Here is a 14,454-nt window from a genome sequence, read left to right on the forward strand (position 1 = left end):
GAGCTCCCGATGGCCGCCCTTTCCCCCTCCTCCCCCGTCGCGCCCACCATGCCCGCCGCGCTCGGGGGCCGCCGTGTCGTCGTGGTCGGCGCCGGTTCGAACACCGGCCGCGCGCTCGCCCGCGCCGCCTCCGCGGCCGGGGCCGAGCTGGTCCTGGCCGGCCCCGACCCGCGCAAGCTGGAGTGGACCGCCGGCGAGCTGGCCGGCCCGGCCGAGGTGGTGCCGGTGGACCTCGCGGACGAGACGTCGATCGCCGCGCTGGCCGCCGCCACCGGCCGCTTCGACCACCTGGTCTCCACCGCCGCGATGCCCGCGAACGGCCCGCTCGCCGATCTCGAACTCGCCGATGTGCAGCGGGCGTTCGCGGCCAAGGTGATCGGCCCGATGCTGCTCGCCAAGCACCTCGCCGGGCAGGTCGCGACCGGCGGCCCGGAGGGCGGCTCGTTCACCTTCTTCTCCGGCGTCGCCGCCTGGCGTCCGGCCCCGGCCCGCACGGTGATGGCCACCACCAACGGCGCGCTGGCCTTCCTGGTGCAGGCGCTCGCGGTGGAGATCGCGCCGGTGCGGGTGAACGCCGTCTCCCCGGGCATCGTGGACAGCGGCTCGTGGGACGGGATGGGCTCGGACAAGGAGCCGTTCCTGCGTGCGGTCGCCGAGCGCAACCCGGCCCGGCGGGTGGGCAGCACGGAGGACCTCGTCCGGGCGGTGCTGTTCGCGATCGGCAGCCCGTTCGTGACCGGCACGGTGCTGCACGTGGACGGCGGCGGACGGCTGGTCTGACCGGCGGGCCGGGGCGTACGCCGCAGCCTAAACTGGCGGGGCGGGCGGCCGCCGACACGCCCGCCCACCCCTGCGGGAGGTCCCGATGCGCCAGCGGCACAGCTTCCACCTCGACCAGGCCGGCCACTCCGTCACCGTGAACGTCCGCTCCGGCTGGATCACCGAGACGGAGCTGCTGGTGGACGGCAAGGAGTGCGCCTTCCACCGGGTCCGCGGGCACGGCGGCTACCCGCTCACGCTGTCCGCCGAGGTGTCGCAGGAGCCGCCGCTGCCGCTCTCGGTGCGGCTGGAGCGGACCGGCGCGCCGGAGCGCCCGCTGGCCTGCGTACTGGACCTGGGCGGTGCGGTCCGGCCGATGCCCGAGCACACCGGGCGCTGATCCGCGCCCGCCCGGACCGAAGACGGGCCCTACGCCTTCCGGCAGACCGCCACGATCTCCTCCACGGCCGCGCGGGCGCGCTCCGCGTCCTCGGCCACCAGCCCGATCCTGGTCCGGCGGTCGAGCACGTCCGAGGCGTCCAACGCGCCCTCGCGCGTGACGGCGTAGGCGATCTCGGCGCGGGTGACGTCGATCCCCTCGGCGACCCGGTCGGCGGCGGCCGGCACCAGCGCCTCCCCCACCGCGAGCACCTCCCGGGAGGCACCGCCGTGCCGGGCGGCCAGCGAGGCGGGCGTCCCGGCCGGCACCGGCCGGCTGTCGCGGTGCGCGGGCGCGCCGACCAGCGGCAGCCGCGCCGTCCAGCAGGCCCTGGCCGGCAGGCCGCGCAGCCGGACGGCGGTGTCCACCGCGTCCTCGGCCATCCGCCGGTAGGTGGTCAGTTTGCCGCCGACCACCGTGACCACGCCGGACGGGGACTCCAGCACCGCGTGCCGGCGCGAGATGTCGGCCGTGCTGCCGCCTCCGGTGTCGATCAGCGGCCGCAGCCCGGCGTAGGCGCCGCGGACGTCCGCCCTGGTCAGCGCCGTCTGCAGGGCCCCGTTGACGGTGTCCAGGAGGAAGTCGATCTCGGCGTCGGTCGGCACCGGCTCGTCCGGGATCGGGCCGGGCGCGTCCTCGTCCGTCAGTCCGACGGCGACCCGGCCGAGCTGCTGCGGCAGGGCGAAGACGAACCGGCTGGTGGAGCCGGGCACCGGCACGGTGAGCGCGGCCGTCGGGTGGCCGAGGGCGGCCGCGTCGAGGATCAGGTGGGTGCCCCGGCTGGGCCGCAGCCGGATCGACCGGTCCACCTCGCCCGCCCACACGCCGGTGGCGTTGACGACGGCGTGCGCGGCGAGGGTGAGCGACTGTCCGGTGAGGGTGTCGGTGAGCCGGGCCGAGCCGCCGGTGACCTCCTCCGCCCGCACCCGGGTGAGCACGGTGGCGCCGTACTGCGCGGCCGTCCGGGCGAGTGCCACCACCAGCCGTGCGTCGTCGACGAGTTGGCCGTCGTGCGCGACCAGGGCACCGCGCAGGCCGTCGGCCTTGAGCGCGGGCGCGAGCCGGCGGGCCCGGTCGGCGTCGACCCGGCGCATCCGGGGCAGCACCGTGCCGGGGGTGCGGGCGCCGAGCCGCAGCGCGTCCCCCGCGTGGAAGCCGACCCGTACCAGCGCGGCCTGCGCCGGGCTCAGCAACTCCGGCAGCAGCGGTACGAGTTGCGGCAGCGCGCGGACCAGGTGCGGGGCGGTGGTGGTCATCAGCACACCGCGCTCGACCGCGCTCTCCCGGGCCACGCCGATCCGGCCGGAGGCGAGGTAGCGCAGACCGCCGTGAACCAGTTTGGAGCTCCACCGGCTGGTTCCAAAGGCGAGGTCCCGGGCTTCGACCAGCACGGTGCGCAGCCCGCGCGAGGCCGCGTCCAGGGCGACGCCGGCGCCGGTCACGCCGCCGCCGATCACCAGCAGGTCGACGGTTCCCCCGCCGCTGAGCGTGTCCAGCTCCAGGCCCCTTCGCCGGGCGTCGAGTCGGGCCGTCCCGGCGTACAGGCCGAGCGCGGCGCCTGCGGCGGACGGACTTGCGGCGGACGGACTTGCGGCGGTCGAGGTCATGGCGCGAGGTATCCGTTCAGTGCTCTGGCCAGTTCGCGCCGCCAGGCCGCCTCGGACAGCAGGGAGGCGACCATGCGGTGCGACTGGACGGTGGACTGGGCGATCAGCAGCACCATCGCCGCGAGTTCGGTGGGCTCGCCGGCCCGGATCGAGCCGTGCCGCTGCCCCTGGGCGATGCCCGCGCGCAGTGCTTCGAGCAGGCCGCGCTGGCTGGTGCCGAGCCGCTCCACGACGTACTCGAAGAGCGCGTCGGAGTCGGCCGAACGCAGCAGCGCGCCGAGGACCGGGTGGTCGCGCAGCCGGACGGCGACCTCGACGACCCCGTCGACGAAGGCCTCGCGGTCCTGCCCGGCCAGCTCGACCTGCTCCTGGGTGGTGCGGATCTCCCGGGTGAGCAGTGCGCCGATGACCGCCCGGACGTCCGGCCAGCGCCGGTAGACGGTGGGCCGGCTGACCCCGGCGCGGCGTGCGATCTCGGCCAACTGGGTGCGGCGCACGCCGAGATGGACGATCAACTCGGCGGCGGCGTCGAGGATGGCGTCGTCGGTGCTGCGCGGTTCCTGGGGCGCCGGCTGCTCGGCGTTACTACTTGACATGATGTGTGAAACTGTAACGCATGGCACCTGAGACGCAAGCGGGACCGGCCGGCGCCGCGCTTCCGCTCCCCCCGATGAAGTGGGACGCCTGGGGCGACCCGGCCCTCGCCAAGGAGCTGTCCGTCGAGGTCAAGGCGCTGTTGGCCGCCGCCCTCGGCGTGACCGGCGCCCCCGCCCCCGGCCCGAGCGCCGCCGAGGCGGTCCTGCAGCCCTCGCTGCTCACGGACGCGGACCTGAAGGCGTTGGCCGCCGTCGTCGGCGACGCGCACGTCAGCGCGGCCGACGCCGACCGCCTCCCCCGGGCCGGCGGCAAGTCCACCCCGGACCTGCTGCGCCGCCGCAGCCACCGGCCCCAGGACGCCCCGGACGCGGTCGTGCTGCCCGGCACCGAGGACGAGGTCGCCGCGCTGCTCGCGCTCTGCGCCGAACGCCGCATCGCCGTGGTCCCGTTCGGCGGCGGCACGAGCGTGGTCGGCGGGCTGGAGCCGCTCCGGGAGGGCTTCGCGGCCGTCGTCTCGCTCGACCTGCGCCGCTTCGACGCGCTGCTCGACCTGGACGAGACCTCCGGCGAGGCCGTCCTCGGCGCCGGCCTCACCGGACCGGCCGCGGAGGCGCTGCTCGCCGAGCGCGGCTTCGAACTCGGCCACTACCCGCAGAGCTTCCGCTTCGCCACCATCGGCGGCTTCGCGGCCACCCGCTCCTCCGGCCAGGACTCCGCCGGGTACGGGCGCTTCGACGAGATGGTGCGCGGCCTGCGCGTCGTCACCCCCTCCGGTGTGCTGGACCTCGGCCGGGCCCCCGCCTCGGCCGCCGGGCCGGACCTGCGCGAGCTGTTCCTCGGCTCGGAGGGCACCCTCGGCGTGATCACCGCCGTCCGGGTGCGGGTGCACCCCGTCCCCGCCGCGAAGGCCTACGAGGCTTGGAGCTTCCCGGACTTCACGGCCGGCGCGGCGGCGCTGCGGGCGGTCGAGCAGCAGGGCACCGGGCCGACCGTGATCCGGCTGTCCGACGAGGCCGAGACGGCGATCAACCTGGCGCTGACCGAGCGGATCGGCGGGGAGCCGGCGGTGAGCGGGTGCCTCGCGGTCACCGTGTTCGAGGGCGGCGCCGAGCAGGTCGCCGCCCGGCAGCAGCTCACCCGGGCGGCCCTGCTGGCGGCCGGCGGCAGCTCGCTCGGCGAGGCGCCGGCCCGTGCCTGGGAGCACGGCCGGTTCAACGCGCCGTACCTGCGCGACTCGCTGCTGAACGCGGGCGCGCTCTGCGAGACCCTGGAGACGGCCACCGACTGGCGGCAACTGCCGTTCCTCCGGTTCGCCGTCACCGCCGCGCTGACCACCGCGCTGCCCGGCGCGCTGGTGCTGTGCCACATCTCGCACGTCTACCCGACCGGCGCCTCGCTCTACTTCACCGTGGTGGCGGCGATGGGCGAGGACCCGCTGGCCCAGTGGGCCGCCGCCAAGCGCGCGGCCGGGGACGCGATCATGGCGAACGGCGGCACCATCTCCCACCACCACGCCGTCGGCGCCGACCACCGGCCGTGGATGACCGACGAGGTGGGCGAGTTGGGCGTCCGGATCCTGCGCGCGGTCAAGGCCGCCGTCGACCCGGCGGGCATCCTCAACCCCGGCAAGCTGATCCCGTGAGCGGCCCGAGACCGATCGCCAGGGTGGTCGTGCTGACCAACCCGGCGGCGGGCGGCGGCCACGCCGGGACCGCCGCCCGCCGGGCCACCGCCCGGCTGCACGCGCTCGGCATCGAGGCCCTGCCGCTGGCCGGGACCTCGGCGGAGGACACCCTGCGGCTGGCCCGCGAGGCCGTGGCCGGGGCCGGGGCGGGCCACGGCGTGAAGGAGGAGGGGCCGGGCATCGACGCCCTGGTGGTGGTCGGCGGCGACGGCATGATCAACCTCGCCCTCCAGGCGGTGGCCGGCACCGCCACCCCGCTCGGCGTCATCCCGGCCGGCACCGGCAACGACCACGCCCGCGAGTACGGCCTGCCGCGCCGCTCCCCCGAGGAGGCCGCCGAGGTGGTCGCGGCCGGGCACACCGCCACCGTGGACCTCGGCCGGGTGAGCGCCGCCGACGGCTCCACCCGCTGGTTCGGCTCGGTCCTCGCCGCGGGCTTCGACTCCCTGGTCAGCGACCGCACCAACCGGCTGCGCTGGCCGCGCGGGCGGATGCGCTACAACCTCGCCATCCTCGCCGAGTTCGCCAACCTGCGGCCGCTCCCGTTCCGCCTGGTGCTGGACGACGGCACGGTGATCGAGCGCGACCTCACCCTCGCCGCGGTCGGCAACACCCGCAGCTACGGCGGCGGCATGCTGATCTGCCCCGGCGCCGACCCGGCCGACGGCCTGTTCGACGTCACCCTCGTCGCCGCCATGCCCCGGCTGCGGGTCGCCCGGTTCTTCCCCACCGTCTTCAAGGGCACCCACATCCACCACTCCGAGGTCACCACCCACCGCACGGCCTCGCTGCGGATCGAGTCGCCGGGCATCACCGCCTACGCGGACGGCGAGTTCATCGCACCGCTCCCGGTCGACGTCACCGTCGCCCGGGCCGCCCTGCACCTGCTCGTCCCGGGCCCCGCCTGACCGCCCACCGCTCCTTCGGCCCACTGCGGGGAGGGCCGGCCGATGATCCGGCCGGCCCTCCCCGCAGGCCGTAACCCCGGCCCGGACGCCTGCTCAGACGCCGCGCCGCGCCTTGAGCGGCCCGTCGTCGATGGCCGCCTCCAGCGCGGCGTGGTCGACCAGGGTCTGGTCGGCGTACAGGACGGCGAAGTCGGCGATCGCCTCGGCGAAGGTGTCCGAGCCACCGAGGTAGCCGTCGATCGCGAGGCGGTCGCCGGAGCGGGCGTGCGCGCGGGCCAGGGTGCGGCCGCAGAGGTCGGCGTAGGCGCGCAGCCCCGACGGGGTCATTTCGGAGACCTCCGCGGAGCCCTTCATGTCGCGCAGCTGGCGGCCGTAGAAGTGCCGCCCGGCCGGGCCGCTGGTCCAGCCGAGGAAGATGTCGCTGGCGGCCTGCATCAGGTGCTGGCCGGTGACGACCCGGCGGCCACCGTGGGCGATCGGCGCCTCGGCCTCGGGGCGGGCCTCCGGGAGGTGGTCCTCCAGGACGGACCGGCCGGCCTCCTTGATCTGGAGGAAGAGCGGGTCCTGCTCGTCGCGGCCCTCCAGCAGCAGGATGAAGCAGCGGGTGCCGACGCTGCCGACGCCCACCACCTTCCGGGCGGCGTCGATGAACCGGTAGCGGTCGAGCAGGACGCGGCGGTCCTCGGCCAGCGTGCTGCGGTAGTCGCTGAAGATCTTGCCGACGTCGCGCAGTTCGGCCTTGGCGAGCGGCTCGATCAGCGGCGGGTCGTCGATGATCCGGCGGCGGCCGTCGCGGATCTCGGTGAGCTTGCCGAAGGCCTGCATGCTGGTGCGGCGCCGGGCGCGGGCGAGGCCGGACTCGAGTCGCTTGCGCTGCTTGGCCTTGCGGACCAGCGCCAGGATGTCGGCGGAGTCGATCCGGGCGTACCAGACGTCGAGTTCACCGGCCTCGGCCAGCCTGCGCATCGCGGTCGCGTACCCCTGCGCCGCGGCGAGCGCGGCCCGGCGGACGCGTTCCTCGTCCTGGCCGTTGTCGCGGGCGGCGACGGCGACGCTGGCGGCGAGCCGCTTGACGTCCCATTCGAACGGGCCCGGGTAGGTCTCGTCGAAGTCGTTGACGTCGAAGAGCAGGGCGCGCTCCGGCGAGGCGTACACCCCGAAGTTCACCAGGTGGGCGTCGCCGCAGAGTTGGACGGTCAGCCCGGTGTCCGGGCCGGCCCCGAGGTCCGCGGCCATGACCGCGGCCGAGCCGCGCAGGAAGGCGAAGGGGGACTCGGCCATCCGGCCGTAGCGGATCGGCAGCAGTTCGGTGACCCGGTCGGAGCCCTGCTGTTCCAGGACGGAGACCGGGTCGGGGCGGTCCGCGGCCGGGATCCAGCGGCCGTGGGCGGAGCGCGGGACCCGCTCACGGGCGGCCCGGCCGCGCCGGCGGCGCTCTACAGGACTGGTCATGCTCGGCTCCCGGGTCGGCGTCGGCGGGGCAAGGCCTGGATACGGCCTGCTGGTGACGCTAAGGCACCCGCGGCGGCCCGGCACGTCGAGGCGCCGACGGGCGCACCGGGCGCCCGCCGGCGCTCGGCCGAACGAGTGAGCGGGTCCGACCGGGAGAGCGGGTCCGACCGGGAGAGCCGTGCGGCGGGGTCACTCCACGACGAAGTCCGCCATCATCGCCATGTCCTCGTGCTCCAGGTTGTGGCAGTGCAGCATGTACGTCCCCCGGTAGTCGGTGAACCGCACCAGCACCTCCACCGCCTCGGCCGGCCGCAGGTCCACGGTGTCCTTCCACCCGGCGTCGTACGGGCCCGGGTCCTTGCCGTTGCGCGACAGCACCTGGAAGTGGTCCAGGTGCAGGTGGACGGGGTGGTGCAGGTCGGTGAAGAACCGCCAGATCTCGGTGGTGCCGAGGGCCGGCCGGGCCAGCGCCCGACCGGGCTGGTAGGGCTGGTTGTTGATCGTCCAGCCGTCGCTGCGGCTGCGTTTGAAGGAGAAGGTGCGGGTGGTGACGGCGGCGCCGGGGTCGAGCCGCTCGATGGTGGAGAGCCGGTCCGGCACGGCCGAGTCGTCGGAGACCGTCCGGGTGGAGACGTCGAAGCGCATCACCTCGGCGGCCCGGTCGCTGCCGAAGCGGTTCACCAGCCGTACCGACGTCCCCGGCTCGTAGCGGGCGAAGTCGACCACCACGTCGAAGCGTTCGGCCGGGGCCACCTCCAGCGCGTCGTGCCCGATCGGACTCTCCAGCAGGCCGCCGTCCCCGCCGATCTGCACCAGGGCGTCGCCGCCGGAGGGCTGCGGGTCCAGTTCGAGCCGGTACAGCCGGGCGTTGGAGGCGTTGAGGAACCGCAGCCGGTACCGGGCCCGGTCGACGGTCAGCCTCGGCCAGGGCGCGCCGTTGACCAGGATGACGTCGCCGAGCACACCGTTCATGTAGTCGGTGGTGACGCCGGGCCCGTCCGCGTCGGCGGCCGGGTAGCGGAAGGAGCCGTCCTCGGCGAAGGAGCGGTCGGCGAGCATCAGCGGAATGTCCCGCTCGCCGCGCGGCAGCGGCAGCGCCGCCTCCTCGTCGTCGTGCAGGAGGTGGAACCCGGCCAGGCCGCGCCAGACGCCGGGGCCGGTGTACCCCATCCGGTGGTCGTGGTACCAGAGGGTGGCGGCCCGCTGCGTACCGGGATAGGTGTACGTCCGGTCGCCGACGACGGTGTTGCCGGGGGACGCCTCGGCGTGGTGCTCCATCCCCGGCATGCCGCCCGCGCCCGCCATCGCGGAGGCGTTGGAGCCGACCGGCAGCACCAGGTCGGTCGGGTAGCCGTCGCTGGCCGCCGGGGTGTGCCCGCCGTGCAGGTGGACGACGGAGGGCACCGGCAGCTCGTTGCGGTGGTGCACCGCCACCTGCCGCCCCGACCGGGCGACCACCGTCGGACCGGGGAAGGTGCCGCCGTACGTCCAGGCCTCGGTGCGCAGGCCGGGCAGGATCTCCAGCCGGGCGAGCTGCTGGGTGATCTCGTAGTAGTCCGTCGTCGCGTCGGTGCGGACGGGCTTCAGTACGGCGGGCACCGGCAGGTCGACCTGGAACGGCGCGGGGAGGTCGAGCCGGCTGGGCAGCAGCCGGCCCGGCCGGCCCTCGGCGAGCAGCCGCGCCGCCGAGGGGACGGCGACCGCGCCGACCGCGCCCGCGCCGACCACGGCCGCACCGATGCCCAGGAACCGTCGGCGGTTCACTTGACCACCTCGACGTGCCCGCCCGGCCGGGGCAGCCGGCCGCCGGCGTCGGCCGCCGACGGGGCGCCGCCCTTCGCGGGCAGCGGCTGCCGCCAGGCGCCGACCAGCCCGAACAGGATGCCGCTGACCAGCAGCACGCCGAGCGTCACGTGCAGGCCCAGCAACCGCTCGTACCCGAAGACGATCTGCATCGTCACCGCAACGGCCAGCAGCGCCGACCCCCAGAGCGGCCAGAGCGGGCCGCGGCCGACCCAGCGGACCGGCACCGCCACCGCCAGTTGGGCGAGCACCACGGTGGCCAGCGTCATCGCCGTGCCCTCGTGGGCCTTGAGCGACTCGTAGTTCCCGTTGAGGAAGCTTCCGGCCAGCATGGCCTGGAGGACGGCCAGCAGGGCGAGCGAGGTCGCGGTGGTCCGCAGCAGGATCAGCGGCCAACGGGGCGCGGTTGCGACCGCGGGGGGACTGCTCATGTCGGTCTTCTCTCTGCTCGCGGGGCGGGAGGGCGCAGCAGACCGGACGGCCCGGCACCGTCGGGGTGCCTCGCCGGCAAGGTCCAGTAGCGGGGATCGCGCGGCCGAGAGCGTAGCTGATCCGACATCACGATCAGTGCCAATAAACGGTTTTGCCTCCCTGGGACACCCCATTGCCGCTGCTCAGCACGGCTGGATAGCCCGAACGGGCGACACGCCTCGGCGTATCGCCCGTTCGGGCCTGACTGGTCCTGCTTGGTCCGGGCTGGTCCCGGCTGGTCCCGGCTGGTCCGCTCTGATCCGAGCCGGGCCCGCCGGGGTCCGCGTCGCTACTGCCGGCCGCCGCCCGCCTCGACCGGGCGGGCCCGCAGCAGCGCCCGGGCCGGCAGGCCGGTCGCGGCCACGCAGAGCAGGACGGCGCCGGCGGCCAGCGGCAGGGCCGTGCCGACCGGGATGTGCGGCGCGGTCCTGGCGATCCCCCGGGTGATCGGCACCAGGGTGATCCAGGCGATCACGCCGCCGACCAGCAGGCCGGTCGCGGCGACCAGCAGCGCCTCCCAGCGCATCATCCCGCGGACCTGGCGCCTGGTGGTGCCGGCCAGGCGCAGCAGCGCGACCTCGCGGCGCCGGTCCAGCACCGTCATCACCAGGGTGTTGGCGGCGGTGACGGCCGCGAAGCCGCCGAGCACGCCGGCCATCACGGTGTTGGCCCAGGCGCCGATCTCCTGCTGGCGGTCGGACTGCGCGGCGAAGCCGGCCCGGTCGGTGACGGCGGCGCCGGGGAGGCCGGCCAGCTTGGCCGCGACCGCGGCCCGGTCGGCGCCGGCCGCGTCGGCGACCAGCACCTGGCTGTCGTAGGCGGCCGTGACGTGCGCCGCGACGGCGGCCCGGGGCAGCAGCACCTGGCCGAAGCCGAGGCCGCGCTCGTAGGTGGCGACCAGCGTCGGGCGGACCTTGGCGCCGTCGCCGAGCCAGAGCGGGACGCCCTCGCCGATCTTCACGCCGAGGGTGTCGGCGAGGCCCGAGTCCAGCGCCACGGTGTCGGCCGAGCGGCCGAGGTCGCCCAGCGAGCCGCTCTTCACGCCGAGGTCGAGCACCCGGGGCAGCTTGGCCGGGTCGCCGGCCACGCCCAGCGCGGTGGCCTGGGAGAGCATCGAGCCGTCCTGGTAGACCGCGGCGGTGCGCAGCACGCCGACGGCGGCGTCCACGCCGGGCACCCGGCCGGCCTGGTCGGCGGTGGCGGCGGCCAGGCCGGGGCCGGTCGAGGAGATCACGTGGTCGGCGGTGATGCCGGTGCGCACCTGCTCGCCGGTGGCGTGGGTGATGGTGCTCTGCATGAACAGCAGGGTGCCGCAGAAGGCGGTGACCATGATGATCGGGGTGATCGCGGAGGCCAGTCGGCGGGCGTTGGCCCGGGTGTTGTCGGCGGCCAGCGAGCCGGGCGCGCCGGCCCCGGCCCGCAGCGGGGCGCCGAGCACCCGGGAGGCGATCCCCGCCACCCAGGGGCCGAGCAGGCCGACGGCCAGCAGGAAGCACATCACCACGCCGAGTGCGGTGTTGGCGGCCTTGGCGCCGTCCAGGCCGGCGGCGAGGCCGGCCAGCGCGACGGCGCCGGCGATCGCGGCCAGGCCGAGGGCGGTACGGACCTTGCCGGGGCGGCCGGCCTCCACGGCGGCCTCGCCGAGCGCCTGGCTGGGCCGCATCCGGGACGGGCGGCGGGCCGCCAGGAAGCCGGCGGCGAGCGCGGCGAGGGTGCAGCCGCCGACGGCGGCGAGCATCGGGACCGGTCCCACGGACAGGGCGACCGACGGGGGGACGGCGCCGCGCGAGGACAGCTCGCCGAACCACCAGCGGGCCAGCGCGAGGCCGGGCAGGATGCCGAGGGCGCCGGCCACGGGTGCGACCAGCATCGCCTCGGTGGCGATGGTGCGGCGGATCTGGCGGGGGGTGGCGCCGATGGCGCGCAGCAGGGCGAACTCGCGGGCCCGCTGGCCGGTGGCCAGGGCGACGGTGCTCATCACGACGAACACGGCGGTCATGGTGGCGACGCCGCCGAAGGAGCCGCCGAGCGCGGTGAGCATGGCGCGGCTCTCGGCGAGCGCGGGCTGTTCGACGCCGCCGCGGGCGTCGCCGGTCAGCACCTCGGCCTCGCCGGCGACGGCCCGGCGGACCTGGTCGGCGAGCGCCTTGCGGTCGACGCCCTCGCGGGGCTGGACGGCGATGGCGTCCACCCGGCCGGGGTGGCCGGAGAGCTGTCCGGCCGCGGAGTCGGCGAACCAGGCGGTGGGGCCGGCCTGCTGCGGGGCGGCGAGGCCGGAGATCCGGTAGGTGCCGGTGCCGCCGGGGGCGGTCAGGGTGATGCCCGCGCCCGGGGCGAGGTGTGCGGCCCGGGCGGTGGCGGCGTCCAGCACGACCTCGCCGGCACCGGGGGCCCGGCCCTCGGTCAGCCGGTCGGCGCCGCCGGCGATGCCGAGGGAGGCGATGGCGCGCCCGGTGAGGCCGGGGGTGGCCTGGCCGGGGGCGATCGGGAAGGAGGTGTCGGGGCGGGCGGCCGCGACACCGGGCGCGGCGGCGATCCGCCCGGCCAGTGCCGCGTCCACCCGGGCCCGCTCGGGGAGGCTCTGTTCGACGGTCTCGGTGTCCCCGCCGACCTTCTTGGTGATGCTGACGGTCGCGTCGGCGGCGACCACCACCGGGGTGTCCGCGTACCGCACGGGCGGGACGCTCGCGGTGAGGCCGGTCTGCAGCAGGGTGCCGCAGGCCATGATGACGGCCGCGCCGAAGAACAGCGCGAGGAAGGTGCCCGCGAAGGACGCGGGCCGGAACCGCACCGAGGAGCGGGCGAGTCCGTTGCTCACGCCGCCACTCCCATCGGGCGCGTGGCCAGCGAGACCATCCGGTCGGCGACGGTCTTCGGGTCGGGCTGGTGCAGCTCGCCCGCGAGGGCGCCGTCGGCCAGGAAGACCACCCGGTCGGCGACCGAGGCGGCCACCGGGTCGTGGGTGACCATGACGACGGTCGCGCCCATGGTGTCCACCGCGTGCCGCAGCAGGCCGAGCACCTCGTGCGCGGTACGGGTGTCCAGGGCGCCGGTCGGCTCGTCCGCGAACACCACGTCCGGGCGGGTGATCAGCGCGCGGGCGATCGCGACGCGCTGCTGCTGGCCGCCGGAGAGCTGCCCGGGGCGCCGGCCGCCGTGCTCGCCGAGGCCGACCTGGGCGAGCAGTTCCTTGGCCCGGGAGCGGTCCTGGCGCTCGCCGGCGAGGCGCTGCGGGAGCAGCACGTTCTGCAGCACCGTCAGCGAGGGCAGCAGGTTGAAGGACTGGAAGATGAAGCCGATCCGGCTGCGGCGCAGTTTGGTGAGCCGGTTCTCGCTCAGCCGCGTGATCTCCTCGCCGCCGAGGTACACCTCGCCGGAGCTCGGGCGGTCCAGGCCGGCCGCGCACTGCAGGAAGGTGCTCTTGCCGGAGCCGGAGGGGCCCATCACGGCGGTGAAGGTGCCGTGGCCGAGTGCCAGGTCGACTCCGCGCAGGGCGTGCACGGTCTCGCCGCCGCGGCCGTAGCTGCGCTGCACCGACCGCAGCTCGATGGCGGCGTGGGCGGGGCGCCCGTACTGCTCGGTCCGGGGGCGGTCGTGGCGGGGTGCCATGGTGGGCCTTCCTTCGTGGATCGTCGCTGGTCGTCGACGTGTTCCAGCCTAGGAAGGCCCCGCGTGCCCAACCATGGAGGCCGCTGGCGGACCGGGGGTGGGGTTATCCCCACCAGCGTCCGGGGGCTCGCCGTCCGGGCCCCCGTGCGGGTCAGACCTCGTCCGCCGCGATCCGCTGGTACTCCTGCCGCAGGACGTCCAGGACGGGGTGGTCCGGATCGAAGGCGGTGCCGTCGATGGCGGCGATCGGGCGGATGCCGACCCCCGCGTTGAGGGCGAAGGCCGCCGCGAACCGGCCCGGGTCGGCGGCCCGGACGGGCTCGCGGCACTGCGGGCCGGTGTGGGCGGCCGCGAGCAGGGCGGCGGTGACGCCGGGGAGCTGGTCGCCCTCCGGCCAGACCAGCCGCCGACCGTCGTGGAAGCCGATGTTCCAGGTGGCGCCCTCGGTCACCCGGCCGGCCGCGTCGACCAGCAACGCGTCGTCGTAGCCGTCCAGTTGGGCGAGTCTCCGCTGGCGGACCAGGCCGAAGAGGCCGGTGTGCTTCACCTCGGGCAGCTCCCGGGTGTACGCCGTGGTGCGGACCCGCAGCGGGCCGGGGGCGAGCGCCGCGGCCGCCCGGGTGGTGACCAGCAGGCTCGGGGCGGCCGCCGCGCCGGGGCGCTCCACGCCGAGCGCCGGGTCGTACGCCGTCACCCGGACGACCACCGGGCCGCCGTCGGCCGGCAGGACGGCCCGCACCCGCTCGCGCACCACGGCCCGGTCCGGCTCGGCCCCGAACAGCAGCCGGCCGTCCCGGGCCAGGCGGTCCAGGTGCAGCGCCAGGCCGCGCACCCGGCCGTCCTCGACCCGCAGGGTGGTGAAGTGCCCGTAGTTCAGCAGCCCCAGCGCGGCGAGCTGCCCGGCCCCGGGCGGCGCGCCGTCGATCTCGATCTCAGCCATTCCCCGAGTCTCCCAGCCGGGCGGGCGGGGCGGGGCGCGTCGGGCGGTCGGGGTCGGCCCGCGCCGGGCGGTCCGGGCGCGCCGGGGTAGGGAAAACCCGACCACGAGGTCTCGACCTGGCCGTCATGACCTCGCCGGGCCGCGCGGCTGGAATGGTCGTGTGCTGATCACCCCTCACCGAAGCC

General features: G+C 76.0%; 12 protein-coding genes. 4 read left to right on the forward strand and 8 right to left on the reverse strand.

Annotated features, from left to right (window positions below; all coding sequences use genetic code 11):
* Positions 1-9 precede the first annotated feature (9 nt).
* Both ACIGZJ_RS06130 and ACIGZJ_RS06135 read left to right on the forward strand, forming a co-directional pair.
* Positions 10-780, forward strand: coding sequence for an SDR family oxidoreductase (locus tag ACIGZJ_RS06130; protein WP_396456166.1), 771 nt, complete (start codon positions 10-12; stop codon positions 778-780).
* 85 nt (positions 781-865) lie between these two features.
* On the forward strand, positions 866-1,159 hold the full coding sequence (locus tag ACIGZJ_RS06135; RefSeq protein WP_396456167.1) for a hypothetical protein: 294 nt from the start codon (positions 866-868) through the stop codon (positions 1,157-1,159).
* 29 nt (positions 1,160-1,188) lie between these two features.
* Here ACIGZJ_RS06135 and ACIGZJ_RS06140 read toward each other — a convergent pair whose 3' ends face one another.
* Both ACIGZJ_RS06140 and ACIGZJ_RS06145 read right to left on the reverse strand, forming a co-directional pair.
* Positions 1,189-2,805, reverse strand: a complete 1,617-nt coding sequence (locus ACIGZJ_RS06140; protein WP_396456168.1) for a glycerol-3-phosphate dehydrogenase/oxidase — start codon at positions 2,803-2,805, stop codon at positions 1,189-1,191.
* A complete protein-coding gene (locus ACIGZJ_RS06145; protein ID WP_396456169.1) occupies positions 2,802-3,401 on the reverse strand; it encodes a TetR/AcrR family transcriptional regulator in 600 nt (199 codons plus the stop codon). The genes ACIGZJ_RS06140 and ACIGZJ_RS06145 overlap by 4 nt, the downstream gene beginning before the upstream one ends.
* 74 nt (positions 3,402-3,475) lie before the next feature.
* On the opposite strand from ACIGZJ_RS06145, the gene ACIGZJ_RS06150 reads away from it, so the two are divergent.
* Complete coding sequence (locus ACIGZJ_RS06150; RefSeq protein WP_396456170.1) at positions 3,476-5,044, forward strand: FAD-binding oxidoreductase; 1,569 nt, start codon at positions 3,476-3,478, stop codon at positions 5,042-5,044.
* Positions 5,041-5,994 carry a diacylglycerol kinase gene (locus ACIGZJ_RS06155; protein WP_396456171.1) on the forward strand — a complete coding sequence of 318 codons (954 nt, stop codon included), beginning with the start codon at positions 5,041-5,043 and terminating at the stop codon, positions 5,992-5,994. The genes ACIGZJ_RS06150 and ACIGZJ_RS06155 overlap by 4 nt, the downstream gene beginning before the upstream one ends.
* A 93-nt stretch (positions 5,995-6,087) precedes the next feature.
* Here the strand turns inward: ACIGZJ_RS06155 and ACIGZJ_RS06160 are convergent, their stop codons facing one another.
* From ACIGZJ_RS06160 to ACIGZJ_RS06185, 6 genes are all read right to left on the reverse strand, one after another.
* The gene (locus ACIGZJ_RS06160; protein WP_396456172.1) at positions 6,088-7,446 is read right to left on the reverse strand and encodes a DUF2252 domain-containing protein; all 1,359 of its coding nucleotides are present in this window, start codon (positions 7,444-7,446) and stop codon (positions 6,088-6,090) included.
* Between the two features lie 189 nt (positions 7,447-7,635).
* Complete coding sequence (locus tag ACIGZJ_RS06165) at positions 7,636-9,210, reverse strand: multicopper oxidase family protein (protein WP_396456173.1); 1,575 nt, start codon at positions 9,208-9,210, stop codon at positions 7,636-7,638.
* A complete protein-coding gene (locus ACIGZJ_RS06170) occupies positions 9,207-9,680 on the reverse strand; it encodes a hypothetical protein (RefSeq protein WP_396456174.1) in 474 nt (157 codons plus the stop codon). Before ACIGZJ_RS06170 ends, ACIGZJ_RS06165 begins: the two co-directional genes overlap by 4 nt.
* A gap of 329 nt (positions 9,681-10,009) precedes the next feature.
* The gene (locus ACIGZJ_RS06175) at positions 10,010-12,538 is read right to left on the reverse strand and encodes an FtsX-like permease family protein (RefSeq protein ID WP_396456175.1); all 2,529 of its coding nucleotides are present in this window, start codon (positions 12,536-12,538) and stop codon (positions 10,010-10,012) included.
* The gene (locus ACIGZJ_RS06180) at positions 12,535-13,329 is read right to left on the reverse strand and encodes an ABC transporter ATP-binding protein (protein WP_392932110.1); all 795 of its coding nucleotides are present in this window, start codon (positions 13,327-13,329) and stop codon (positions 12,535-12,537) included. Before ACIGZJ_RS06180 ends, ACIGZJ_RS06175 begins: the two co-directional genes overlap by 4 nt.
* Positions 13,330-13,480: 151 nt before the next feature.
* Positions 13,481-14,269: an aminotransferase class IV gene (locus ACIGZJ_RS06185; RefSeq protein WP_396456176.1), complete on the reverse strand. Its 789-nt coding sequence runs from the start codon at positions 14,267-14,269 to the stop codon at positions 13,481-13,483.
* Between the last annotated feature and the right edge of the window lie 185 nt (positions 14,270-14,454).

Source organism: Kitasatospora sp. NPDC052868 (assembly GCF_044547105.1).
Taxonomy (GTDB): domain Bacteria; phylum Actinomycetota; class Actinomycetes; order Streptomycetales; family Streptomycetaceae; genus Kitasatospora.

Bases quoted from the DNA above. Each gene is read 5' to 3' on its own strand.
- ACIGZJ_RS06130 (WP_396456166.1), top strand. From the start codon at position 10: ATGGCCGCCCTTTCCCCCTCCTCCCCCGTCGCGCCCACCATGCCCGCC.
- ACIGZJ_RS06135 (WP_396456167.1), top strand. From the start codon at position 866: ATGCGCCAGCGGCACAGCTTCCACCTCGACCAGGCCGGCCACTCCGTC.
- ACIGZJ_RS06140 (WP_396456168.1), bottom strand. From the start codon at position 2,805: ATGACCTCGACCGCCGCAAGTCCGTCCGCCGCAAGTCCGTCCGCCGCA.
- ACIGZJ_RS06145 (WP_396456169.1), bottom strand. From the start codon at position 3,401: ATGTCAAGTAGTAACGCCGAGCAGCCGGCGCCCCAGGAACCGCGCAGC.
- ACIGZJ_RS06150 (WP_396456170.1), top strand. From the start codon at position 3,476: ATGAAGTGGGACGCCTGGGGCGACCCGGCCCTCGCCAAGGAGCTGTCC.
- ACIGZJ_RS06160 (WP_396456172.1), bottom strand. From the start codon at position 7,446: ATGACCAGTCCTGTAGAGCGCCGCCGGCGCGGCCGGGCCGCCCGTGAG.
- ACIGZJ_RS06170 (WP_396456174.1), bottom strand. From the start codon at position 9,680: ATGAGCAGTCCCCCCGCGGTCGCAACCGCGCCCCGTTGGCCGCTGATC.
- ACIGZJ_RS06180 (WP_392932110.1), bottom strand. From the start codon at position 13,329: ATGGCACCCCGCCACGACCGCCCCCGGACCGAGCAGTACGGGCGCCCC.
- ACIGZJ_RS06185 (WP_396456176.1), bottom strand. From the start codon at position 14,269: ATGGCTGAGATCGAGATCGACGGCGCGCCGCCCGGGGCCGGGCAGCTC.